General features: G+C 67.5%; 20 protein-coding genes and 1 tRNA gene. 8 read left to right on the forward strand and 13 right to left on the reverse strand.

Translation table 11 applies throughout. The features are described from left to right. Window positions 1–137: 137 nt before the first annotated feature. The 5 genes from VLK31_RS30780 to VLK31_RS30800 form a co-directional block, all read right to left on the reverse strand. The gene (locus tag VLK31_RS30780) at window positions 138–1,310 is read right to left on the reverse strand and encodes an ABC transporter substrate-binding protein (protein ID WP_409172283.1); all 1,173 of its coding nucleotides are present in this window, start codon (window positions 1,308–1,310) and stop codon (window positions 138–140) included. Beyond that, entirely contained in the window at window positions 1,307–2,113 is an 807-nt protein-coding gene (locus VLK31_RS30785) for an alpha/beta fold hydrolase (protein ID WP_409172284.1), read from the reverse strand. Before VLK31_RS30785 ends, VLK31_RS30780 begins: the two co-directional genes overlap by 4 nt. A gap of 157 nt (window positions 2,114–2,270) precedes the next feature. Beyond that, window positions 2,271–3,818: a benzoate-CoA ligase family protein gene (locus tag VLK31_RS30790; RefSeq protein ID WP_409172285.1), complete on the reverse strand. Its 1,548-nt coding sequence runs from the start codon at window positions 3,816–3,818 to the stop codon at window positions 2,271–2,273. 33 nt (window positions 3,819–3,851) lie between these two features. Continuing rightward, on the reverse strand, window positions 3,852–5,402 hold the full coding sequence (locus tag VLK31_RS30795; protein WP_409172286.1) for a 3,4-dehydroadipyl-CoA semialdehyde dehydrogenase: 1,551 nt from the start codon (window positions 5,400–5,402) through the stop codon (window positions 3,852–3,854). Next, window positions 5,402–5,890 carry a DUF4863 family protein gene (locus VLK31_RS30800; RefSeq protein WP_409172287.1) on the reverse strand — a complete coding sequence of 163 codons (489 nt, stop codon included), beginning with the start codon at window positions 5,888–5,890 and terminating at the stop codon, window positions 5,402–5,404. Before VLK31_RS30800 ends, VLK31_RS30795 begins: the two co-directional genes overlap by 1 nt. A 163-nt stretch (window positions 5,891–6,053) precedes the next feature. Between VLK31_RS30800 and VLK31_RS30805 the strand changes: the two genes are divergently transcribed. The 5 genes from VLK31_RS30805 to VLK31_RS30825 all read left to right on the forward strand — a co-directional run bounded on the left by VLK31_RS30805 (window position 6,054) and on the right by VLK31_RS30825 (window position 12,511). Continuing rightward, entirely contained in the window at window positions 6,054–7,013 is a 960-nt protein-coding gene (locus VLK31_RS30805; protein ID WP_409172288.1) for a helix-turn-helix transcriptional regulator, read from the forward strand. A 486-nt stretch (window positions 7,014–7,499) separates the two neighbouring features. Next, window positions 7,500–9,176: a 2,3-epoxybenzoyl-CoA dihydrolase gene (gene boxC / locus VLK31_RS30810; RefSeq protein ID WP_409172289.1), complete on the forward strand. Its 1,677-nt coding sequence runs from the start codon at window positions 7,500–7,502 to the stop codon at window positions 9,174–9,176. A 38-nt stretch (window positions 9,177–9,214) separates the two neighbouring features. Then, a complete protein-coding gene (gene boxB / locus VLK31_RS30815) occupies window positions 9,215–10,642 on the forward strand; it encodes a benzoyl-CoA 2,3-epoxidase subunit BoxB (protein ID WP_409172290.1) in 1,428 nt (475 codons plus the stop codon). Window positions 10,643–10,776: 134 nt separating this feature from the next. Further along, window positions 10,777–12,057, forward strand: a complete 1,281-nt coding sequence (boxA, locus tag VLK31_RS30820) for a benzoyl-CoA 2,3-epoxidase subunit BoxA (protein WP_409172291.1) — start codon at window positions 10,777–10,779, stop codon at window positions 12,055–12,057. Between the two features lie 10 nt (window positions 12,058–12,067). Further along, a complete protein-coding gene (locus VLK31_RS30825) occupies window positions 12,068–12,511 on the forward strand; it encodes a MaoC family dehydratase (RefSeq protein WP_409172292.1) in 444 nt (147 codons plus the stop codon). A 91-nt stretch (window positions 12,512–12,602) separates the two neighbouring features. Here the strand turns inward: VLK31_RS30825 and VLK31_RS30830 are convergent, their stop codons facing one another. Continuing rightward, window positions 12,603–13,139 (reverse strand): adhesin, encoded by a 537-nt coding sequence (locus tag VLK31_RS30830; RefSeq protein WP_409172293.1) that lies wholly within the window; start codon window positions 13,137–13,139, stop codon window positions 12,603–12,605. Between the two features lie 246 nt (window positions 13,140–13,385). Between VLK31_RS30830 and VLK31_RS30835 the strand changes: the two genes are divergently transcribed. The 3 genes from VLK31_RS30835 to VLK31_RS30845 all read left to right on the forward strand — a co-directional run bounded on the left by VLK31_RS30835 (window position 13,386) and on the right by VLK31_RS30845 (window position 14,878). Next, entirely contained in the window at window positions 13,386–13,847 is a 462-nt protein-coding gene (locus tag VLK31_RS30835) for an RrF2 family transcriptional regulator (RefSeq protein WP_409172294.1), read from the forward strand. Then, window positions 13,837–14,739 carry an NAD(P)/FAD-dependent oxidoreductase gene (locus VLK31_RS30840; RefSeq protein ID WP_409172295.1) on the forward strand — a complete coding sequence of 301 codons (903 nt, stop codon included), beginning with the start codon at window positions 13,837–13,839 and terminating at the stop codon, window positions 14,737–14,739. Before VLK31_RS30835 ends, VLK31_RS30840 begins: the two co-directional genes overlap by 11 nt. 63 nt (window positions 14,740–14,802) lie before the next feature. Continuing rightward, window positions 14,803–14,878: transfer RNA gene (locus VLK31_RS30845), tRNA-Gly, on the forward strand. A gap of 53 nt (window positions 14,879–14,931) precedes the next feature. Here VLK31_RS30845 and fahA read toward each other — a convergent pair. The 7 genes from fahA to VLK31_RS30880 all read right to left on the reverse strand — a co-directional run bounded on the left by fahA (window position 14,932) and on the right by VLK31_RS30880 (window position 21,285). Further along, window positions 14,932–16,257: a fumarylacetoacetase gene (gene fahA, locus VLK31_RS30850; protein WP_409172296.1), complete on the reverse strand. Its 1,326-nt coding sequence runs from the start codon at window positions 16,255–16,257 to the stop codon at window positions 14,932–14,934. 10 nt (window positions 16,258–16,267) lie between these two features. Further along, entirely contained in the window at window positions 16,268–17,074 is an 807-nt protein-coding gene (locus VLK31_RS30855) for a cyclase family protein (protein ID WP_409172297.1), read from the reverse strand. Window positions 17,075–17,144: 70 nt separating this feature from the next. Beyond that, entirely contained in the window at window positions 17,145–17,939 is a 795-nt protein-coding gene (locus VLK31_RS30860; protein ID WP_409172298.1) for an ABC transporter permease, read from the reverse strand. Continuing rightward, window positions 17,936–18,706: an ABC transporter permease gene (locus tag VLK31_RS30865; protein WP_409172299.1), complete on the reverse strand. Its 771-nt coding sequence runs from the start codon at window positions 18,704–18,706 to the stop codon at window positions 17,936–17,938. The genes VLK31_RS30860 and VLK31_RS30865 overlap by 4 nt, the downstream gene beginning before the upstream one ends. Further along, complete coding sequence (locus VLK31_RS30870) at window positions 18,699–19,556, reverse strand: ABC transporter ATP-binding protein (RefSeq protein WP_409172300.1); 858 nt, start codon at window positions 19,554–19,556, stop codon at window positions 18,699–18,701. Before VLK31_RS30870 ends, VLK31_RS30865 begins: the two co-directional genes overlap by 8 nt. Next, window positions 19,553–20,509: an ABC transporter substrate-binding protein gene (locus tag VLK31_RS30875; protein ID WP_409172301.1), complete on the reverse strand. Its 957-nt coding sequence runs from the start codon at window positions 20,507–20,509 to the stop codon at window positions 19,553–19,555. Before VLK31_RS30875 ends, VLK31_RS30870 begins: the two co-directional genes overlap by 4 nt. After that, window positions 20,506–21,285 carry a TetR family transcriptional regulator gene (locus VLK31_RS30880; RefSeq protein ID WP_409172302.1) on the reverse strand — a complete coding sequence of 260 codons (780 nt, stop codon included), beginning with the start codon at window positions 21,283–21,285 and terminating at the stop codon, window positions 20,506–20,508. Before VLK31_RS30880 ends, VLK31_RS30875 begins: the two co-directional genes overlap by 4 nt. Between the last annotated feature and the right edge of the window lie 76 nt (window positions 21,286–21,361).

Below are 21,361 nucleotides of genomic sequence, written 5' to 3' on the forward strand. Positions count from 1 at the left end.
ACCGGTTGGAGGCAAAGAGAAAGAGAAAAGCCTCCACCCTCCGTTCGGCCTGAGCCTGTCGAAGGCTTGCGCGTGGTGTGCGCAGGCTTCGACTGGCTCGGCCCGAACGGTCGGGGGAATGCGTGCGATGGGTCGACTTACATCCGGCAGCCGCGCGCGGGGTCTGCCAGGCCCTTGATGGCGGTGTTCACCAGCTTGTTCTCCTTGCCGTCCACCTTGCGCAGGTAGATGTCCTGCACCGGGTTGTGCGACTTGCTCATGGTGAACATGCCGCGCGGGCTGTCGATCTTCGCCTTCTCGATTGCGCCCGTGAACTCGGCCTTTTTCGAGATGTCGCCCTTGGTGGCGTTCAGGCCCACGCCCAGCATCTGCGCGGCGTCGTAGCCCTGCACGGCGTACACGTCGGGCTGCAGCTTGAAGGCCTTGGCGTAGGCGGTGCGAAAGGCCGTGTCGCGCGGCGTGTTCAGGCCGTCTGCGTAGTGCAGCGTGGTCAGCATGCCTTGCGCCGATTCGCCCTGCGCGTCGAGCGTGCCGTCGGTCAAAAAGCCGGGGCCGTAGAGCGGAATGGTCTTGTTCAGGCCGGCGGCCTGGTAGTCCTTGACGAACTTCACCGCACCGCCGCCCGCGAAGAAGGCGTACACCGCATCGGGCTTGGCCGCCGCAATCTCGGTCAGCAGCGCCTGGAACTCCACGTTGGGGAAGGGCAGGGTGAGCTGCTTGTCGACCTTGCCGCCGTTCTTCTCGAAGCCTTCCTTGAAGCCGTTGACAGATTCTTCACCGGCCGCGTACTTCCAGGTGATGGTCATCACCTTCTTCTTGCCTTCCTTCTTGGCCGCGACCTCGCCCATGGCGTAGGCCGGTTGCCAGTTGCTGAACGAGCTGCGGAAGATGTTGGGCGCGCACATGGGGCCGGTCACTGCATCGGCGCCGGCGTTGGGCACGATCAGCACGGTGCCGCTTTCCTTGGCGGCCTTGGCCATGGCCATGGCCACGCCGGAGTGCACGGTGCCCACGATCACGTCGACGTTGTCGCGCTTGATGAGCTTGTTGACGTTGTCGGTGGCCTTGGCGGGGTCGGACTCGTCGTCGACCTTGAAGTACTCGATCTCGCGGCCGGCGAGCTTGCCGCCTTGTTCGTCCACGTAGAGCTTGAAGCCGTTCTCGATGGCCACGCCCAGGGCGGTGTAGGTGCCGCTGTAGGGCAGCATCAGGCCGACCTTGAGTTTGCCGGTGCCTTGGGCGCCGGCCGCGGAGGCCAGTGCGGCAAGGGCGATGGCGGTGAGAGCTGCGCGTGCAGTGCGAATGTTCATGGAATTTGTCTCCTGTTTTTGGTGATGAAAGAAGTGGCCGCGACGATGACACGGTCCGGCTGATCGCGATGTGGGGAATGCCCGCACTCCGGAATTTCTAGCAGCTCGCAACCGCCGACGCGCGCAGCGATGCGGCGGATCTGCGCGAGCGTGCCGTACTCGTCGTCGATGCCCTGCACGGCTAGCACGGGGCAGCGAATGGTGTCGAGCGCGTGCTCGATGTTCCATTGCCGAAAGGGCGGGTGCAGCCAGATGCGGTTCCAGCCCCAGAAGGCGGAGTCGGCGCTGTCGTGGTAGCGCGCGAGCTTGGTCGGCAGGTCGGTGCTCAGGTAGGCGGTGCGCGCTTTTTCGATGTTCTCTACGGTCACGTCTTCCACGAAGATGTGCGGCGCAAGCACCACGAGGCCCGCCACCTTGCCGGGGAAACGCGAGGCGTACAGCAGCGAGATGGAGCCGCCGTCGCTGTGGCCGAAGAGCCAGGGCTTTTCGTCGCCGAGCCCCAGCGCGGTGAAGAGCGCGGGCAGCACCTCGTGCGCCTGGCGGTGCATGAAGTCGACGCCCCAGGTCTCGTCGTCGGCGCGCGGGGTGGAGCGGCCGTAGCCGGGGCGCGAGAACACCAGGCCGCGCGCGTTCGCGGCGTTGCACAGCTGGGTGGGGAAGTCCTTCCACATGGCGACGGAGCCAAGGCCTTCGTGCAGGAAGACGATGAGCGGGGCGTCGGTGCGCTGGGGGGCGATCCAGTGGCATTCGATTTGAATGGGGCGGCCGCGCCAGGTGATGGTGGCGAAGTCGGGGGTGCTCACGGCATCGCTCCCGGGTGTTGCCCCTTCCCCCTTTGGGGGAAGGCTGGGATGGGGGCTCGCGGCGCAGGCAAAGGCCGTGCATGTGCAAAGGCCGCGTGCCCCCACCCCAACCCTCCCCCGGAAGGGGAGGGAGCAAGACAAGACGACAACGCGCGCGTCACGCCTGCTTCTCTTTCTCACGCAACCGAAACCTCTGGATCTTCCCCGTCGCCGTCTTCGGCAACTCACTCACGAACTCCAGAAACCGCGGGTACTTGTACGGCGCCAGGCGTTCTTTCACGAAGGCCTTCAGCTCTTCCTCGGTGGCCGTGCCGCCGTCCTTCAGCACCACGAAGGCCTTGGTCTTCGTCAGCCCTTCGGCGTCTTCCTTGCCGATGACCGCGGCCTCCAGCACGGCGGGGTGCTGCATCAGCGTGGACTCGACCTCGAACGGCGACACGTAGATGCCGCTGACCTTCAGCATGTCGTCGCTGCGCCCGGCGTAGGTGTAGTAGCCGTCGGCGTCGCGCGTGTACTTGTCGCCGCTCTTGGTCCAGCCGCCCTGGAAGGTGTCGCGCGACTTCTCGCGGTTGGTCCAGTACATCAGCGCGGCGCTCGGGCCGCGGATGTACAGGTCGCCCACCTCGCCGTCGGGCACGGCGCGGCCGTCTTCGCCGCGCAGCTCGATGTCGTAGCCGTCCACCGGCTTGCCGGTGGTGCCGTAGCGCACGTCGCCGGGGCGGTTGGAAATGAACACGTGCAGCATCTCGGTCGAGCCGATGCCGTCGATGATCTCGCAGCCGAAATGCGCCTTGAAGCGTTGCGCAATTTCGCCCGGCAACGCCTCGCCGGCCGAGGAGCACATGCGCAGCGCCACGGCCTCGCGCGCGGGCAGCCTGGGCGACGCGAGCATGCCGGCAAAGCCCGTGGGCGCGCCGAAGAACACGGTGGGCCGGTGCTGCACCCAGCGCAGGAAGGTGGCGTCGGGCGTGGGCCGTTCGGCCATCAGCACCACGGTGGCGCCCACCGACAGCGGAAAGGTCAGCGCATTGCCCAGGCCGTACGCAAAGTACATCTTGGCGGCCGAGAAGCAGATGTCGTCTTCCGTCAGCCCCAGCACCGGCTTGCCGAACAGCTCCGCCGTCCACCACAGGTTGGCCTGCGTGTGCACGGTGCCCTTGGGCTTGCCGGTGGAGCCCGACGAATAGAGCCAGAAGCCGGGGTCGTCCGACGCGGTGGTCACCGGCGCGGCCAGGGGCTCGGCGGCGGCGAGTGCGGCCTCGAATTCCAGCGCGCCTGCGGGCAAGGCGCCCGTGGGCTGCGACACGATCAGCGTGTGCACTTCATGGCCGCCGCGTGCCATCGCGTCCTGCAGCACCGGCAGCAGCGCGCCCGACACCAGCGCGGCCTGCGCGCGGCTGTGGTCGAGCATGTAGGCGTAGTCGTCGGGTGTGAGCAGCGTGTTGACGGCCACCGGCACGATGCCGGCGTACAGGCAGCCCAGAAAGCTCACCGGCCAGTCGTGGCTGTCGAGCATCAGCAGCAGCACACGCTCTTCGCGCCGAATGCCTGCGGCCTTCAGCGCGGCGGCCAGGCGGCGCGCGCGGTCTTCGAGCTGGCCGTAGCTCAGCGTGCCGCGGTCGTCGATGTAGGCGGTGCGCTGGGCGCGGCCGCGGTTCAGGGCGAACAGGTGCTCGGCGAAGTTGAATCGGGTGGGCAGGGTCATGTCGTGTCTCCTTCGGCCGGGTGTGTGTCTGTTCTAGAGGCCGAGTGCCGCGAGCACGCCGGGGCTCGCCTGCACCGCGCTGCGGCGGTGATAGAAGTCGAGCGCGCGCAGCCCGCCCAGCTCGGCGCCGCCACCCGCGCGGCCGGGGCCGCCGTGCAGCGACATCGGCATCACGTTGCCATGGCCGGTATGGGCCTGCGCCACCTCCGGCGTGACGACGTGCACGCGGCCGTGGCTCGGTGCCATCGCGAGCGCCACCTGTGCCAGTGCCGCGTCGTCGCTGCCGTACAGGGAGGTGACGAGCGAGCCCTGCCCGCGATGGGCCAGCGCAATGCCGTGCGCCAGGTCGCGGTACGGCAGCAGCGTGGCCACGGGGCCGAACACTTCCACGTCGTGCACGCGCTGCGCCGCGTCGGCATCGCGCGCGCCCAGCAGCACCGGGCCGATGCAGGCGGCAACCTTGGGGTCGGCATCGACCAGGGGGCGGTTGCGGCTGTCGTGCAGCACGGTGGTTTGCGCGGCCAGGGCGTCGAGGCCGTCGCGCACCGCATGCAGCTGCGCGCGGCTCACCAGCGAGCCCATGCGCACGCTCTCGTTGCGCGGGTTGCCCACGCTCACGCCGGCCAGCTTGGCGCCAATGGCTTCGGCGGCGGCGTCGTACACCTCGGCCGGCACCAGGATGCGGCGGATGGCGGTGCACTTCTGGCCCGACTTGACCGTCATTTCGCGCACCACTTCGCGCACGAGCAGGTTGAAGGCTTCGCTGCCGGGCGCGGCGCCGGGCAGCAGCAGGGCGCTGTTGAGGCTGTCGGCCTCGATGTTCACGCGCACCGATCGCTCTGCCACCGCGGGGTGCGAGCGGATGATGGCGGCCGTTTCGGCCGAGCCGGTGAACGAGGCCACGTCGAAGGGCTGCAGCGCGTCCATCAGGCCCGCCGAGCTGCCGCACACGACGGACAGCGTACCGGCGGGCAGCACGCCCGCGTCGACCACGTCCTTCACCATGCGCTGCGTGAGCCAGGCGGTGGCCGTGGCCGGCTTCACGATGACGGGCACGCCCGACAGCAGCGCGGGCGCCGCCTTTTCCCACAGGCCCCATGACGGAAAGTTGAAGGCATTGATGAACAGCGCCACGCCGTGCGTGGGCACCTGCAGGTGCTGCGACTGGAACACCGGCTCCTTGCCTAGCTTGACCGCCTCGCCGTCGCGCAGCGCGCGCACGTCGCCCAGCGTGTCGCCCCACTTGGCGTACTGGCCGATGGTGAAGATGGCGCCGTCGATGTCCACTGCCGAGTCGTTCTTCACCGTGCCAGAGTTGGCGGTGGCGATCTCGTAGTACGCGTCGCGGTTGGCTTGCAGCACCTTCACGATGGCGCCGAGCAGCCCCGCGCGCTGGCGGTAGGTGAGGGCGCGCAGCGCCTGGCCGCCCTGTTCTCGGGCGAAGGCAAAGGCCTCCGGCAGGTCGAGGCCGGTGGCGTCGACGCGTGCGAGTTCGGTGCCCAGCACCGGGTCGAACAGCGGCGTGCCGGCGCCGGAGCCTGCCTGCCAGCGGCCGTCGACGTAGTTGGGGAGGAGTTCGGTCATCAGGAAAACTTGATCTGCCCTTCGGGCAGCAGGTAGAGAACGAGCGCGCGGCCTTGGGCCACGGTCGGGCGGTGTGCGGTGCCCGGCCCGTAGACGCACCAGCCCGCGGGCCGCCCGTCGAAGGTGGCGGGGTGGTCGTCCAGCGGCATGATCAGGTCGATCTCGCCGTGGGGGTGGGTGTGGTGCGGGCCGGCAATGTCCTGCATGTCGACCACATCGACCGAGAACCGGTGCAGCGCGTCTTCGGCCTTGAACACGCGGCCGTACCTGATGCCGCCGCCTTCGCGCTCGCACAGCCAGCCTTCGGCCACGCCGCCGATGCAGGCCTGGCGCAGCGCTTCGAAGCTGGCGCTGCCCGCGCCGTGGGTGGCGTTGAGCCACTGGTCGAGCGCGCCGTCGAGCGGTTTGCCGTCGATCTGGGCGGTGAGGCCGGCGATCAACTGGTGAAATGCTGCCTTGCCGGTGGCTGGGTTGCTGCTGTCGGACATCGTGGGGCCTCGAACTTTGGAACTGCCTTGCAGGAAAGCTGCGTGTGCAGTATCTTGCTTGTGGCCGAACAATAAGCATCGAGACAATGAGTGTCAAGCAATATAGTGCATATATGGTGTTTACCCTGAGCGCGCACAATCCCGGCCAAGAACGAGGAATGGCATGAACGAGCATGTAGACGCGGTGCTGGCCACCGCGCCGGAAGGCGCCGCTGCAACCAATGGCAATGGCGGGGGCGCGGCACCGGCGGGGGACGCGAAGAACCCGCTGTTGGCGGCCCTGGGCGACCGCGTGCGCAACCTGCGCGCGCAGCGTGGTCTCACGCGCAAGGCGGTGGCCATTGCGGCCGACGTGTCGGAGCGCCACCTGGCCAACCTTGAATACGGCATCGGCAACGCGTCGATTCTGGTGTTGCAGCAGGTGGCCGGCGCGCTGCACTGTCCGCTGGCCGAGTTGGTGGGCGACGTGACGACCAGCTCGCCCGAATGGCTGTTGATTCGCGAGCTGCTCGAGCACCGCAGCGAGTCCGATCTGCGCCGGGTGCGTGTGGCGCTGGGCGAGTTGCTGGGCACTGCATCGGTCGACCCGGCGCGGCACCGGCGCATTGCGTTGGTGGGGTTGCGCGGCGCGGGCAAGTCGACGCTGGGGCAGATGCTGGCCGAAGACCTGGAGCTGCCATTCATCGAACTGAGCCGTGAGATCGAGAAGCTGGCGGGTTGCAGCGTGCGAGAAATTCACGACCTGTACGGCACCAACGCGTACCGTCGTTACGAGCGCCGTGCGCTGGAAGAGGCGGTGCAGATCTACAGCGAGGTGGTGATCGCCACGCCCGGCGGCATCGTGTCCGACCCGGCCACGTTCAACGAGTTGCTCGCGCACTGCACCACGGTGTGGTTGCAGGCCGCGCCCGAGGAGCACATGGGCCGTGTGGCCGCGCAGGGCGATACGCGTCCGATGGCGGCCAGCAAGGAGGCGATGGAAGATTTGCGTCGCATCCTGAATGGGCGCGCTGCTTTCTATTCGAAGGCGGACCTGTCTGTGGACACCAGTGGCAGGACGCTGTCGCAGAGCTTTCAGGCGCTGCGTACTGCTACGCGCCAGTCGATGGGGTTGGGCGCCTGATACGTCGGTTGTTCAGGGCGACGCCCACGCCGACGGGGTGCCTGGTTGTTCAGGGCGGCGCTCACGCCGACGGGGTGCCTTGCTCCGCGAATGTCCCCCGGGGCTTCGCCCCTCCTCCTTTATTTCGCTGCGCAAGGCACCCCATCGACGTGAGCGTTTTCAGAGCAGTGGTTGATCGCACGGATCAAACGCCGCGCCTCTCGGGCACAGGGCGTCGGGTACTCCCCGCAGCGAAATAAAGGAGGAGGGGCGCAGCCCCGGGGGACATTCGCGGAGGGGAGTACCCGGCGGCCTGTGCACGGCGCCCTGAACTGAACCCTGCCCCTGCACCCGGCAGCCCCTCGGCAGACTCTGAAAACTGAAAAAAAGCACAACAGGCATTGACTTGCCTATATGCATGCAGCATGATGCATGTCATCGGAGCAAGAAAGTGCACTATCTTTCCTGTTCACGGTTTCCGAACACAGCCCCACAGGAGACTTTTGCATGACCGACACCACCACGCTCCAAACGCCCCCCCGCGTCGACTACCGCACAGCACCCGACCAGTACCGCCACTGGTCCCTCAGCTTCGACGGCGAAATTGCACGCCTCGTGCTCGACATTGCGGAAGACGGTGGCATTCGGCCGGGCTACAAGCTCAAGCTCAACAGCTACGACCTGGGCGTGGACATAGAACTGAACGACGCACTCAACCGCGTGCGCTTCGAGCACCCCGAAGTGCGCAGCGTCATCGTCACCAGCGGCAAAGACCGCATCTTCTGCTCGGGCGCCAACATCTTCATGCTCGGCGTCTCCAGCCACGCCTGGAAAGTGAACTTCTGCAAGTTCACCAACGAAACCCGCAACGGCATCGAAGACACCTCCAAGTATTCGGGCCTGAAGTTCCTCGCCGCCGTGAACGGCGCCTGCGCCGGCGGCGGCTACGAACTGGCATTGGCCTGCGACGAAATTCTGCTGGTGGACGACCGCTCTTCGGCCGTGTCCCTGCCCGAAGTGCCGCTGCTCGGCGTGCTGCCCGGCACCGGTGGCTTGACGCGCGTCACCGACAAGCGCCGCGTGCGCCATGACCTGGCCGACATCTTCTGCACCAGCGTGGAAGGCGTGCGCGGCCAGCGCGCGGTCGACTGGCGCCTGGTCGACGCCGTGGCCAAGCCCGCGCAGTTTCCCGCCGCCGTGCAGGAGCGTGCCTCGCAACTCGCCGCCGGCAGCGACCGCCCGGCCAACGGCAAGGGCGTGGCGCTGACCCGCCTGGCGCGCACCGACAGCGCCGACGGCATCGCCTACAGCCATGTGAACGTGCAGATCGAACGCAGCAAGCGGACCGCCACCATCACCATCAAGGCACCCACCGGCACGCAGCCGGGCGACGTGGCCGCCATCGAAGCCGCAGGCGCCACCTGGTGGCCGCTGGCCATGTGCCGCGAGCTGGACGACGCCATCCTCAACCTGCGCACCAACGAGCTCGACACGGGCACCTGGCTGCTCAAGACCGAAGGCGACGCCGCCGCCGTGCTGGCCTCCGACGCCGTGATGTTCGCCAACAAAGACCACTGGCTGGTGCGCGAAACCATCGGCGCGCTGCGCCGCACGCTGGCCCGCCTCGATGTGTCCTCGCGCAGCCTGTTCGCGCTGGTGGAAGCCGGCTCCTGCTTTGCCGGCACGCTGGCCGAGCTGGCCTTTGCCGCCGACCGCACCTACATGCTGGCGCTGCCCGACGACGCAGCGCGCGCACCCAAGCTCACGCTGGGCGAAGCCAACTTCGGCTACTTCCCGATGGTGAACGACCAGAGCCGCCTGCAACGCCGCTTCTATGAAGAGGTTGCGCCGCTGGAAGCCGCACGCGCCGCTGTCGGCAAGGCACTCGACGCGGACGAAGCCGTGAAGCTGGGCCTGGTGACCGCCGCGCCCGACGACATCGACTGGAGCGACGAGATCCGCATCGCCATTGAAGAGCGCGCCGCCATGTCGCCCGACGCGCTCACCGGCCTGGAAGCCAACCTGCGCTTCGCAAGTAAGGAAAACATGAACACCCGCATCTTCGGGCGGCTCACCGCCTGGCAGAACTGGATCTTCAACCGCCCCAACGCCGTTGGCGAAAAGGGTGCGCTCAAGGTCTATGGCACCGGCGAAAAAGCCGGCTTCGATCTGAACCGCGTCTGAGCACACAGCAAGCAGTCCGCACAACCCAAGGAACAACGATGAGCACGATCAACTACGGCGGGAAGATCCCCAACAACGTCAACCTCGGCGAAGACCGCACGCTGCAGCGCGCGCTCGAAGGCTGGCAACCCAACTTCATCAACTGGTGGGACGACGTGGGCCCCGAAGGCTCCACCAACCACGACGTGTACCTGCGCACCGCGGTGAGCGTCGACCCGCAAGGCTGGGCCCAGTTCGGCCACGTGAAGATGCGCGACTACCGCTGGGGCATCTTCCTGAACCCGGGCGACGCCAACCGCCAGATTCATTTCGGCGACCACAAGGGCGAGAAAGCCTGGCAGGACGTGCCCGGCGAGCACCGCGCCAACCTGCGCCGCATCATCGTGACGCAGGGCGACACCGAGCCCGCGTCGGTCGAGCAGCAGCGCCACCTGGGCCTGACCGCGCCCAGCATGTACGACCTGCGCAACCTGTTCCAGATCAACGTGGAAGAAGGCCGCCACCTGTGGGCCATGGTGTACCTGCTGCAAAAGCACTTTGGCCGCGACGGCCGCGAAGAGGCCGACGCGCTGCTGCAGCGCACCTCGGGCGACGCCAACAACCCGCGCATTCTGGGTGCCTTCAACGAGAAGACGCCCGACTGGCTGGCGTTCTTCATGTTCACGTACTTCACCGACCGCGACGGCAAGTTCCAGCTGGCTGCATTGGCCGAGAGCGCGTTCGACCCGCTCGCGCGCACCACCAAGTTCATGCTGACCGAAGAGGCGCACCACATGTTCGTGGGCGAGAGCGGCGTGTCGCGCGTCATTGCCCGCACCGCGCAGGTGATGAACGAGCTGAAGACCGACGACGCGCAGAAGATTCGCGGCGCCGGCTGCATCGACCTGGGCACCATTCAGCGTTACCTGAACTTCCACTACAGCGTGACCATCGACCTGTTCGGCGCCGACCAGTCGAGCAACGCGGCCATCTTCTACAGCTCGGGCCTGAAGGGCCGCTACGAAGAAGGCAAGCGCGACGACGACCACGTGCTCAAGGGCCAGACCTACAAGGTGCTCGAGGTGAAAGAGGGCCAACTGGTCGAGAAGGACGTGCCGATGCTCAACGCGCTGAACGAAGTGCTGCGCGACGACTTCATCAAGGACTCGGTGGCCGGCGTGGGCCGCTGGAACAAGGTGCTGGAAAAGGCCGGCATCGCCACGCGCCTGACCGTGCCGCACAAGGCCTTCAACCGCCAGATCGGCGCGCTCGCGGGCATCAAGATGTCGCCGGACGGCCGCGTGGTGAGCGAGATCGAATGGGCCGCCAAGCGCGACGAATGGCTGCCGAGTTCCGAAGACTTCGCTTTCGTGGCATCGTTGATGGGCCGCGTGGTGGAGCCGGGCAAGTTTGCCGGCTGGATTTCGCCACCGGTGATGGGCATCAATCGCCAGCCGGTGGACTTCGAGTACGTTCGCTTCGGCTGATTGGGTATTTCGGTATTGCTCCTTCCCCCTTTGGGGGAAGGCTGGGATGGGGGCTGACGGCGTGACCACGACAAACGCCGCTGGCCCCCACCCAACCCTCCCCCGGAAGGGGAGGGCTTTCAGGAGAGAACAACATGGACATGGCCGTTGAAGCCGGAGTCATCAAGCAGCACCTGATCGACCCCGAGATCTGCATCCGCTGCAACACCTGCGAGGCCATCTGCCCCGTGAACGCGATCACGCACGACGACAACAACTACGTCGTGCGCGCGGACACCTGCAACGGCTGCATGGCGTGCATATCGCCGTGCCCCACAGGCTCGATCGACAACTGGCGCACGATGCCGCTGGTGCGCGCGTATTCCATCGAGGAACAGCTCACCTGGGAGTCACTGCCTGGTGAACTTTCGCCGGAAGAGCTGGAAGCCGCCGGTGTTTCGGCAAAGGCTGTTGATGCGGTCGAAGCACCTGCACAGACGCAAGCCCAGGCCGCCGCCGAAGCAAGCGAGCCGGTCTTCAATTCCGCGCAGTACGGCGCCAGCGTGCCGCCCTGGTCGGCCGCGCACGCATACACCAACCTGTTTCCGCCGAAGACCCCGACCACGGCCACCGTGGTGGGCAACTTCAACTGCACCGAGGCGGGCTTCGACAGCGAGACCCACCACATCGTGCTCGACTTTGGCGTGGTGCCGTTCCCGGTGCTGGAAGGCCAGTCGATCGGCATCGTGCCGCCGGGCGTGGACGCCATCGGCAAGCGCCACCATGCGCGCCAGTACTCGGTGGCCAGCCCGCGCAACGGCGAGAGGCCCGGCTACAACAACGTTTCGCTCACCGTGAAGCGCGTCACGGAGGACCACGAAGGCGACCCGGTGCGCGGCGTGTGCTCCAACTTCGTGTGCGACCTGAAGGTGGGCGACACGGTGCAGGTGGTGGGCCCGTTCGGCGCGTCGTTTTTGATGCCGAACCACCCCAAGTCGAACATCGTGATGATCTGCACCGGCACCGGCAGCGCCCCCATGCGCGCCATGACCGAATGGCGCCGGCGCCTGCGCAAGAGCGGCAAGTTCGAGGGCGGCAAGCTGATGCTGTTCTTCGGCGCGCGCACGCAGCAGGAGCTGCCGTACTTCGGCCCGCTGCAGTCGCTGCCCAAGGACTTCATCGACATCAACCTGGCGTTCTCGCGCACCCCGGGGCAACCCAAGCGCTACGTGCAGGACATGATGCGCGAGCGCGCCGCCGACCTGGCCGCTTTGCTGAAAGACGGCAGCAGCCACTTCTACGTGTGCGGCCTGAAGAGCATGGAAGAGGGCGTGGTGCTGGCACTGCGCGACGTGGCCAAAGATGCGGGGCTCGATTGGGACACCGTGGGCGCCGCCCTGAAGCGCGAAGGCCGCCTGCACCTCGAGACCTACTGAGACCCGGCGGATGCAGTTCGCCGACTTTCATGCGGGCCAGGTCATCGAGGCCGGGCCCTATGTGCTCAGCGAGGCCGAGCTGCTGCAGTTCGCACGGGCCTACGACCCGCAGTGGTTCCATGCCGATGCGCAGGCCGCCGCCGAAGGCCCGTTCGGCGGGCTCATCGCAAGCGGCTGGCACACCTGCTCCATCGCGATGCGGCTGGTGGTCGACGCGGTGCTGGCCGGCTCCGAGTCGTTCGCGTCGCCCGGGCTCGAACATGTGCGTTGGCCCAACCCGGTGCGGCCCGGCGATGCGCTGCGGCTGGTGGCCGATGTGATCGAGGTGCGGCGCTCCGAGAAGCGGCCCACGCTGGGCATCCTGCGGTGGCGTTGGCTGCTGCTCAACCAGCGCGAACTTGTGGTGCTGGACGTGGAAGTGACCAGCCTGTTCAAGCTCAAGCCTCTTGTCTGAACAGCTGACGGCCTGACCTGGCCGAGGGCGAAAAAAAACCCGCAACGCGCGAGCGCTGCGGGTTTCTTCGTGTGTGACAGACTGGGTTCTTTTATTTGGTCAGGTCGACGGCACTGGAGCCCTGGGCCTTGCCGTTCGCTTTCACGCCGGCCCCTGGTGCCTTCGTGCCGGTGCCTGCTGCGCCAGCTGCACCGGTCGTGCTGTTGAGCGTGCCGCCCACCGTGTTGGTGAGGCCGCCTGCCGTGCTGCCCGCGGCGCCCGTGGCGCCGCCCACTGCACCCTTGGCACCGCCTACGGCACCCTTGGCACCGCCTACGGCACCCGTCGTTGCACCGCCGACCGCACCGGTCGCGCCACCCAGGACGCCGCCGACCGATTGGCCCAACCCGCCCGCGGCGTTGCCCGTGCCACCCGTACTGCCTGTGCTGGCCGAAGTGCCTGCAGCGGCGCGTGTACCGGTGGTGGCACTGCCTTGCGCCGGCGCTGTCTTCACGCCCGCCGATGTATTGACGTCGGCATTGACGCCAACGCCGACCCCCACGCCTTGCGCCTGGGCCGCGCCGCTCACGGCCAGCAGGCCTGCGAGCAGGGCGCCGACGAAGATGTGCTTGTGTTGTTGTTGCTTCATGTGTGACTGTTCCTTTCGTTGAATGGTCACGAACCGGTTTTCGCTGGTTCGGATTGCACCTTCGGGGCCGCGGCATGTGTCGCCGTGTGCGCGACAGTCGCCCGTGCGTGTGGGACTCGGCTGTCAGCGCAACCGGGAGCTCATGCGTTGGCGCCGGCCCTTCGGTCGCGGCAAAGACCCGACGGCGCGCAGGTGCAAGCGAGCGCCGGATGCACGCTCATCAACACACGCAACTAATAATGTTGCATGAAACGAGACAGCAAGCTTTCAGGCGTTCTCCACGTGCTGCTGCACATGGCCGAGATGGACGGCCCCGTCACCTCCGAGTCGCTCGCGGTGGCGATGCATACCAACCCGGTGGTTGTGCGCCGCGTCATGGCTGGCCTGCGGCAGGCGGGGTTCGTGAGCTCGGCCAAGGGCCATGGCGGCGGCTGGGTGCTGTCGTGCTCGCTGACGGCGGTAACGCTGGGCGACATCCACAACGCCGTGGGCGCGCCCGCGCTTCTGGCCATGGGCAACCGCACCGAAAGCCCGGGCTGCATCGTCGAGCAGGCTGTGAACGCCGCGCTCGACGGCGCCTGCGCGGAGGCCGAGGCGCTGCTGCTCAAGCGTTTCAACAGCATCACGCTGGCCGATCTCTCCAAAGACTTTCATCGCCGCATGACGGGCGGCGGTTTCACCCTGAAGGACATTGAACATGCGACATGACGTTCTGGTGGTGGGCGGCAGCTTTGCCGGCCTTTCCGCTGCAATGCAGCTGGCCCGCGCGCGAAGGCGCGTGTGCGTGGTAGACGCGGGCGCGCCGCGCAACCGCTTCGCCGCCAAATCGCACGGCTTCTTCGGCCAGGACGGCATGCCGCCCATGCAGATGATTGCCGACGCGCGCGCCAAGCTGCTCGCTTACCCGACGGTCGAGTTCGTCAAGGCCAGCGTGTCGCACGCGAAGGCCGATGGCGGCGATGGGTTCGCGGTGTCCCTGGACGACGGGCAACAGCTCTCGGCCAACAAACTGCTGCTGGCTTTCGGCGTGCAGGACACCCTGCCAAACATTGCGGGCATCAACGAACGCTGGGGCCGGAGCGTGCTGCACTGCCCGTACTGCCATGGCTACGAGTTCGGCGATCGCAAGCTGGGCGTGCTGTTTCACAGCGGGCATCCGCCGGACCACGCCCTGCTGATCGCCGAATGGGGCCCGACCACCGTCTTCCTGAACGGCGCCGAGGGGCCCGATGCCGACGCGCGCGCCCGGCTGCAGTCGCGCGGCGTGGCCATCGAGCCGGGGCGCATCGCCGGGCTGGAAGGGCAGGGGGCGGACCTGGCCGGCGTGCGCATCGACGACGGCAGGCTCGTGCCCGTCGAGGCGCTGTTCGTCGCGCCGCACACCCGCCCTGCCAGCCCGCTGGCCGCGCAGCTCGGCTGCGCCTTCGACGAAGGCCCGCTCGGCCCGGTGCTGCGCGTGGACGCCATGAAGATGACGACGGTGCCGGGCGTCTACGCGGCGGGGGATGCGGCCATGGCTTTCGGCAACGCCACAATGGCCTCGGCCGACGGCGTGATGGCGGGCGTGTCGCTGCACCGGTCGCTGGTGTTCGGCGCCTGATTTCAACTTTTTTTGGGCGATTGCGGAAAAGGGCAAAAAAGCACCCTATAATCTGAGGCTGTCGCGGGAATAGCTCAGTTGGTAGAGCGCAACCTTGCCAAGGTTGAGGTCGAGAGTTCGAGTCTCTTTTCCCGCTCCAAATCGCGCAAAAGGCCACCTCACAAGGGTGGCCTTTTTCATTGGCGCTTTGGTTCAACCCCTGGCGGCCAGCACCGTCCCCCGGCTCTCCCCGAACCCGATGCGCGCATGCTCCGGCTTCTCGCACCAGCCGCGCAGCAGCACCGCATCCCCGTCTTCCAGAAACCCGCGCCGTTCGCCGTTGGCCAGCGTCACCGGGCTTTGCGCCGCGCGCGTCAACTCGATCATGGCGCCGGCCTCGCCCGGCCCGGGGCCCGAGATCGTGCCGCTGCCGAGCAGGTCGCCCGGGTTCAGGCTGCAGCCGCCCATGGTGTGGTGCGTCACCATCTGCGCCACGCTCCAGTACTGGTGCTTGAAGCTGGTCGACGACAGGCGCGATGGGCCCGTCTTGTCCTGGCGCGCCTTCTCGCTTTCGAGCCACACCTCCAGCCGGATGTCGAGCGCGCCGCTCTCGCGGTTGCCCGCGTGCTCCAGGTAGTCCAGCGGCTGGGGCTCGTTCGCCGGTCGCGTCCAGGCCTTGCGGTAGGGCGCGAGGGCTTCCATCGTCACGATCCACGGCGAGATGGTGGTCGCGAAGTTCTTTCCCAGGAACGGCCCGAGCGGCGCCATCTCCCAGAACTGAATGTCGCGCGCCGACCAGTCGTTGAGCAGGCAGATGCCGAAGATGTGCTCGCCCGCGCTGTCCAGCGGAATCGGCTCGCCCTGCGCATTGCCGGTGCCGATCCACACGCCCAGCTCCAGCTCGTAGTCCAGCCGCGCGCAAGCTTGGTAGGTGGGCGCTTTCGCACCGGGTGCCATGGTTTGGCCCATCGGCCGGTGAAAGCGCTGGCCGCTCACGCCGATGGTCGATACGCGCCCGTGGTACGCGGTCGGAATCCATCGAAAGTTGGGCGTGACGTCGCCGTCGGGGTTCATCAGGCGGCTGATGTTCAGCGCATGGTCGATCGATGTGTAGAAGTCGGTGTAGTCGCCGATGCGCGCGGGCACGGCGTATTCGACCTCGGCCTGCGGCACCAGGCAGTCGCGCACGGCCTGCACGCTGGCCACGGGGGCGTCGTTCTTCAGCAGGTCGAACAGCGCATGGCGCAGTGCCTGCCATGCCGCACCGCCGAGTGCGAAGAAGTCGTTCAATGCCGGCAGTGCCGCAGCCCGTGCCGCGTCCAGCGCCAGGCCGTCGAGCTGCTGGCGCGCGACCAGCGCGGCCAGGTCCAGCACCTGGTCGCCGATGGCCACGCCGCCGCGAAAGGGCTCGCCGCTGCCCGCGCGGCGGAACACCGCATGCGGCAGGTTCTGCACGGGAAAGTCGCTGCCGGCCTCGTTCGCCGATGCGACCCAGCTGCGTGCATGCACGTCGTGCGTGTGGTTCAAGGTGATGCGCATGAACCCGCCCTCACACCGAAGCCATCAGCGCGTCGTCGAAGATCGCGACCGCGCGCGTCCAGCCCGCTGACGCGCCGCGGATCTTGTGCGGAAAGCAGCTGATGAAAAAGCCCGTGGGCGGCAGCACCTCCAGGTTGTGCAGCTTCTCGATGTGGCAGTAGCCGATGTCGCGCCCGGCCTTGTGGCCTTCCCAGATCAGCGAGGCGTCCTGCGTTTCGCCGTACTTCTTCGCGGTGTGCACGAAGGGCGCGTCCCAGCTCCAGGCGTCGGTGCCCGTGAGGCGCACGCCGCGCTCCAGCAGGTACATGGTCGCTTCGTAGCCCATGCCCGCGCCGGCCGACACGTAGTCGTTGCTGCCGTAGCGCTTGCCGGCGCGCGTGTTGATCACCACGATTTCCAGCGGGCTCAGCGTGTGGCCGATTCGCTTCAACTCGGCCTCGACGTCGCTTGCCGTCACCACGTAGCCGTCCGCAAAGTGGCGAAAGTCGAGCTTCACGCCGGGCTGAAAGCACCATTCGAGCGGCACGTCGTGGATGGCGATGGCGGGCTTCTTCTCGCCCAGCGCCTTGTCCATGGTCGAGTGGAAGTGGTAGGGCGCATCCAGGTGCGTGCCGTTGTGCGTGGACAGCTGCACCAGCTCCACGGCCCAGCCTTCGCCGTCGGGCAGGTCTTCTTTCTTCAGGCCCGGAAAGAAGGGCTCGATCTGCTCGTAGGTCTGTTCGTGCGTGAAGTACTGGATCTTCGGCGCGAAGGCCGGCGGGTCGGACAGCACGTCGTTCTCCAGAAAGATCGACAGGTCGACGAATTTGCGAGGCATGGTGAGGCTCCTTGTGGGGTGTTCGTGTTGGAAGGAAAAAAAGGAAGGAGACGAAGAACGGATCAATGCATCAGGGCTGCTGCCAGCGCAGCAGGCGCTGCTCGGCAAAAGCCAGCAGCGCGTTGCTCACGAAGCCGATGAGCCCGAGCAGCACGATGCCGGCGAACAGCTCGCTGGCGCGAAAGGCGCGCGCGGCCAGCAGAATGGCCTGGCCCAGGCCGCTTTGCGAGGCGATCATTTCGCCCACCACCGCCACGATGAGCGCAATGGTCAGCGCGAGCCGCATGCCGGCCAATATGTCGGGCATGGCATTGGGCAGGCCCATCTTCCAGATGTACGCCGCGCGAGAAATCTGCAGGCAGCGCGCCACTTCCGCCAGCCGCGGCTCCACCGCAGCGAAGCCGTGCACCGTGGCCAGCAGCACCGGCCACATGGCACCGAACGCGACCACGAACAGCACCATGCCGGGGTTCAGCCCGAAGATCGCGATGGCCAGCGGCAGCAAGGCCGAGGCGGGCAGCGGGCGAATGAACTCCAGCGTGGGCTGTACCCACGCGCGCACCGGCGGCGACACGCCGATGGCCGCGCCCAGCACCACGCCGAAGAGCGAGGCCAGCAGCCAGCCTTCGATCATTCGGCCGACCGTGGCCTGCGTGAACGCGAACAGCTCGCCGTTGCCGGTGCGGGCGTTGTCGCCCGCCAGGTTCAGGCCTTCCAGCAAGCTGGCGAACGTGGCCTGCGGCGTGGGCAGGAACACGCGGCTTACCCAGCCCGCGTTGCTCGCCACCCACCACAGCGCAACCAGCGCAAGCAGCACGCCCAGCGAGCCCAGGCGGTTCAGGCTGGAACGAAGCGCGCCGTTCATGCCTGCACCCCCATGCGCCGCGCCACCACGCGTTGCAGCAGCAGCATGCCCGCGTTGACCGCGAAGCCCACCACGCCGATCCACCCCAGCCACGCGAGCATCAACGCGGGGTCGAAGCTCTGCTGCGCGATCATCATGGCGTAGCCCATGCCGTTCGGGTTGGCCGCAATCTCCACCGTCACGGCCACCACCAGCGCCACCGCCACGCCCAGGCGCAGCGCAACGAACAGGCGCGGCACGATGGCCGGCAGCACGATCTTGAAGGCCCGCTCGCGCGCCGACAGGCCCAGCACGCGGCTCACCTCGAGCAGCCGCGGCTCGACCTGCTGCACCGCCGACTGCACCAGCATCAGCAGCGGCCAGAAGGTGGCGAAGGCGACGATGGCCAGCTCCATGCGCACGCCGAAGCCAAAGCCCAGCATGGCCAGCGGAATCAGCGCGACCGACGGCACGGGGCGCAGCACTTCGATGGACATCGACCCGAGCTGCGCCGCGCGGCGCGAGAGCCCGAGCACCAGGCCCAGTGCAATGCCCAGCACGGCGCCCAGCAGCAGCCCCAGCGCGGCGGTGCCCAGCGTGAAGCCGGTGGCCTGCCAGAGCGAGCCGTCCATTGCCGCGCCCACCAAGGCCTTGGCCGCCGCGCTGGGCGGTGCGAGCGAGTCGCTGCCCAGGGCGGATGCACGGCGCGCGTACCACTCGAACACGCCCACCAGCAGCACCGGCAGCACCCAAGGGCGCACCCAGCGAAGAAGGCGGCGCTCAGTCATGGCCCTGCTCGATGAAAGCGAACAGCTCACGCCGCAACTGCAGGTACTGCGGATGCTCCTTGGTCGTCAGCTGGTCGCGCGGGCGCGGAATCTTCACGTCGATCATTCGCGCGAGGCTCGGGCGCCCCGGCCCGGGGTTGGCCTGCAGCGCAATCACGCGGTCGCCCAGGTAGATGGCCTCTTCCAGGTCGTGCGTGACGAACAACACCGTGAGCCCGTCGTCGCGCACCAGCCGCGCCAGCTCGTCCTGCAGGCTCTGCCGCGTGAGCGCATCCAGCGCGCCGAAGGGCTCGTCCATCATCATCAGCTCGGGCTTCTGCGCGAGGCAGCGCGCAATTTGCGCGCGCTGCTGCATGCCGCCCGACAGCTGCGCCGGAAACTTCTGCGCATGCTTCGCGAGCCCGACCTTGCCGAGCACGTCGGCAATGCGCGCTGCGCGTTCGCTTGCAGGCACACCCGCGGCTTCGAGCGCCAGGCTCACATTGCCTTCCACCGTGCGCCAGGGCAGCAGTGCGCGGCCGTAGTCCTGAAACACGAAGGCGACTTCGCGCGAGGGCGCGCTCATCTTCACGCCGTTGCGCCGCACCTCGCCGGCACTGGCCGTGACCAGGCCGCTGGCCGCGCGCAGCAGCGTGGTCTTGCCGCAGCCGCTCGGCCCGACGATGCAGACGAACTCGCCGCGCGCCACATCGAAGGAGGTGGGCGACAGAATCTCGCGCCCACCAAGGCGGATGGTCACGCCGTCGAAGCGCAGGAAGGGCGTGGCTTGCGTTGCAGCGCCGGGGTGCGCAGCGAACGCGCCGGCGGACAGCGCCGTGCGCGCGGTGACAGGGGCGGCGGCGGCAATCACTTGGCCACCAGCTTGGCCACGTCGATGTTCGTCTTGAGCATGTCCTGCTCCTTCATGAGCCCGGTCCAGTAGGAGAGCTGCTTCTCCGTGACCACCGGCCCGGGCGGCGACACCTGCACCTTGGCCAGCACTTCGGGCGGCAGCTTGATGTATTTGCCGATGGCCGCGCGCACCTTGGCGTCGTTCTTCGCCTGCTGCATGAACGCGCCCGACTCGACCAGCGCTTCGCGAAACGCGCGCGCCGCCGCCGGGTTCTTGGCCACCCATTCGCGCTTGGCCGCGTGCACGATGGTCTGGTTGTTCTCCGGCAGAAACGTGGAGTAGTAAGAGGCCACATAGCCCGCGCCGCTTTCGGTGATGCGGCTCATGAACGGGTCGGCCGACACCACCGCGTCGACCGAGCCGCCGCGCAACAGATCGGCATGCTGCGGGAATGCGGCTTCGACGAAGTTCACCTTGCGGTAGTCCACGCCGCTGTCTTTCAGCCATGCACGAAAGGTCACGTGCAGGAACGCGCCCAGGCCCGGCACACCGATCTTCTTGCCCACGCAGTCCTGCGGGCCCTTGATGCCCGAGCCCGCGCGCGCCACCAGGCCGAAGCCGGTGATGGTCTTCGATGTGAGCCCGCCGCCGGCCACCAGCACCAGGTCGAGCCCGCCGTCCACCGCCTGCAGAAACACCGAGGGCGTGGGGCCGCCGATCTGCAGCGAGTCGGACTGCAGCGCCGCGGGAATGGTCGAGTTCAGTGGAATGAACTTGAGCTCCACGTCCAGGTTGCGCTTCTTGAAGTAGCCCTCCTCGGCCGCCACGAACACCGACGCGAAGTCGGTCACCGCCGTGTAGCCGAACACGATTTTCGTGTTCGACTGCGCCAGCGCGGGCAACGCGGCAGCAGCCGACGCCGCGGCCAGTGCAGACAGCAAGGTGCGCCGTTTCATCGAAGTCTTCGTCATGTCTTCTGTCTCCGGGGGGTGGTTTTTGTGGGGGGTGTCTTGGTGCTCTTGGTGCCGTTGGTGCTGTTGCCGCTCTTCGGCCGCGGCAGCGCGGCGCGCAGCCCGCCGACGATGAAGTTCACCAGCATGGGCGCCACGGCCGGGTCGGCGCGCTTGTTCTCGCCGCGCGAGAGCCGTTCGATGCGGCTGTCGTTCAGGTGGTGCAGCAGTGCGCCCAGCGCGAACTGGTAGCCCCAGGCGGCCTGGCTGCGCGTGGCGTGCGGCAGGGCGACGTGCAGTGCGTCGATGTAGGCCTCCGCCAGCGGGTCGAAGTAGGCGCGCAGCACGCGGTCGGCCTCCTCGGTGGCGTGGTACAGCTCGCGCGCCACCAGCAGCGCGTAGTACTCGCCCTCCGCGCTCGCGCGCAGGGCCAGCACGGGCGCGGTGAAGGCGTCGATGATGCGCGGCAGGGTGCGCGCGTCGTCGGGGTCGATGGTTACCGCGGCCAGGCCCGCGAGCCGCGCCTCGATGCTGTGGCCCCAGTGCGCGAAGATGGCGTGAAACAGCTCGTGCTTGGCGCCGTAGTAGTAGCCCACCAGCGCCAGCGGCACGCCGGCCTCCTCGGCAATCTGGCGGATCGTGACCACGTGGTAGCCGTGGCGCGCAAAGAGTTTTTCCGCCGCCAGCAGGATGGCCTGCTTGCGGTCGGGCCGCGCCGTCTCCGTGGCGACTGCTGCGGGTGGAGGCGTGGGGGTGCGCGAGGCGCTGCGCCTTGCGGCAGGTGTGCGGGTGCTCATCGGGGGGTATTGAACGCTTGTACAAAAACATTGAACACGCGTACAAACCCTGAGGTCAACCCCCATTGAGCATGCC

The sequence above is a fragment of the Variovorax sp. H27-G14 genome, from assembly GCF_046156345.1.
Taxonomy (GTDB): domain Bacteria; phylum Pseudomonadota; class Gammaproteobacteria; order Burkholderiales; family Burkholderiaceae_C; genus Variovorax.

Bases quoted from the DNA above. Each gene is read 5' to 3' on its own strand.
- VLK31_RS30825 (WP_409172292.1), top strand. From the start codon at position 12,068: ATGCAGTTCGCCGACTTTCATGCGGGCCAGGTCATCGAGGCCGGGCCC.
- VLK31_RS30855 (WP_409172297.1), bottom strand. From the start codon at position 17,074: ATGCCTCGCAAATTCGTCGACCTGTCGATCTTTCTGGAGAACGACGTG.
- VLK31_RS30800 (WP_409172287.1), bottom strand. From the start codon at position 5,890: ATGTCCGACAGCAGCAACCCAGCCACCGGCAAGGCAGCATTTCACCAG.
- VLK31_RS30780 (WP_409172283.1), bottom strand. From the start codon at position 1,310: ATGAACATTCGCACTGCACGCGCAGCTCTCACCGCCATCGCCCTTGCC.
- boxA (WP_409172291.1), top strand. From the start codon at position 10,777: ATGGACATGGCCGTTGAAGCCGGAGTCATCAAGCAGCACCTGATCGAC.
- VLK31_RS30880 (WP_409172302.1), bottom strand. From the start codon at position 21,285: ATGAGCACCCGCACACCTGCCGCAAGGCGCAGCGCCTCGCGCACCCCC.
- VLK31_RS30865 (WP_409172299.1), bottom strand. From the start codon at position 18,706: ATGACTGAGCGCCGCCTTCTTCGCTGGGTGCGCCCTTGGGTGCTGCCG.
- VLK31_RS30875 (WP_409172301.1), bottom strand. From the start codon at position 20,509: ATGACGAAGACTTCGATGAAACGGCGCACCTTGCTGTCTGCACTGGCC.
- VLK31_RS30805 (WP_409172288.1), top strand. From the start codon at position 6,054: ATGAACGAGCATGTAGACGCGGTGCTGGCCACCGCGCCGGAAGGCGCC.
- VLK31_RS30795 (WP_409172286.1), bottom strand. From the start codon at position 5,402: ATGACCGAACTCCTCCCCAACTACGTCGACGGCCGCTGGCAGGCAGGC.
- VLK31_RS30860 (WP_409172298.1), bottom strand. From the start codon at position 17,939: ATGAACGGCGCGCTTCGTTCCAGCCTGAACCGCCTGGGCTCGCTGGGC.
- fahA (WP_409172296.1), bottom strand. From the start codon at position 16,257: ATGCGCATCACCTTGAACCACACGCACGACGTGCATGCACGCAGCTGG.
- boxB (WP_409172290.1), top strand. From the start codon at position 9,215: ATGAGCACGATCAACTACGGCGGGAAGATCCCCAACAACGTCAACCTC.
- VLK31_RS30840 (WP_409172295.1), top strand. From the start codon at position 13,837: ATGCGACATGACGTTCTGGTGGTGGGCGGCAGCTTTGCCGGCCTTTCC.
- VLK31_RS30790 (WP_409172285.1), bottom strand. From the start codon at position 3,818: ATGACCCTGCCCACCCGATTCAACTTCGCCGAGCACCTGTTCGCCCTG.
- VLK31_RS30835 (WP_409172294.1), top strand. From the start codon at position 13,386: ATGAAACGAGACAGCAAGCTTTCAGGCGTTCTCCACGTGCTGCTGCAC.
- VLK31_RS30830 (WP_409172293.1), bottom strand. From the start codon at position 13,139: ATGAAGCAACAACAACACAAGCACATCTTCGTCGGCGCCCTGCTCGCA.
- boxC (WP_409172289.1), top strand. From the start codon at position 7,500: ATGACCGACACCACCACGCTCCAAACGCCCCCCCGCGTCGACTACCGC.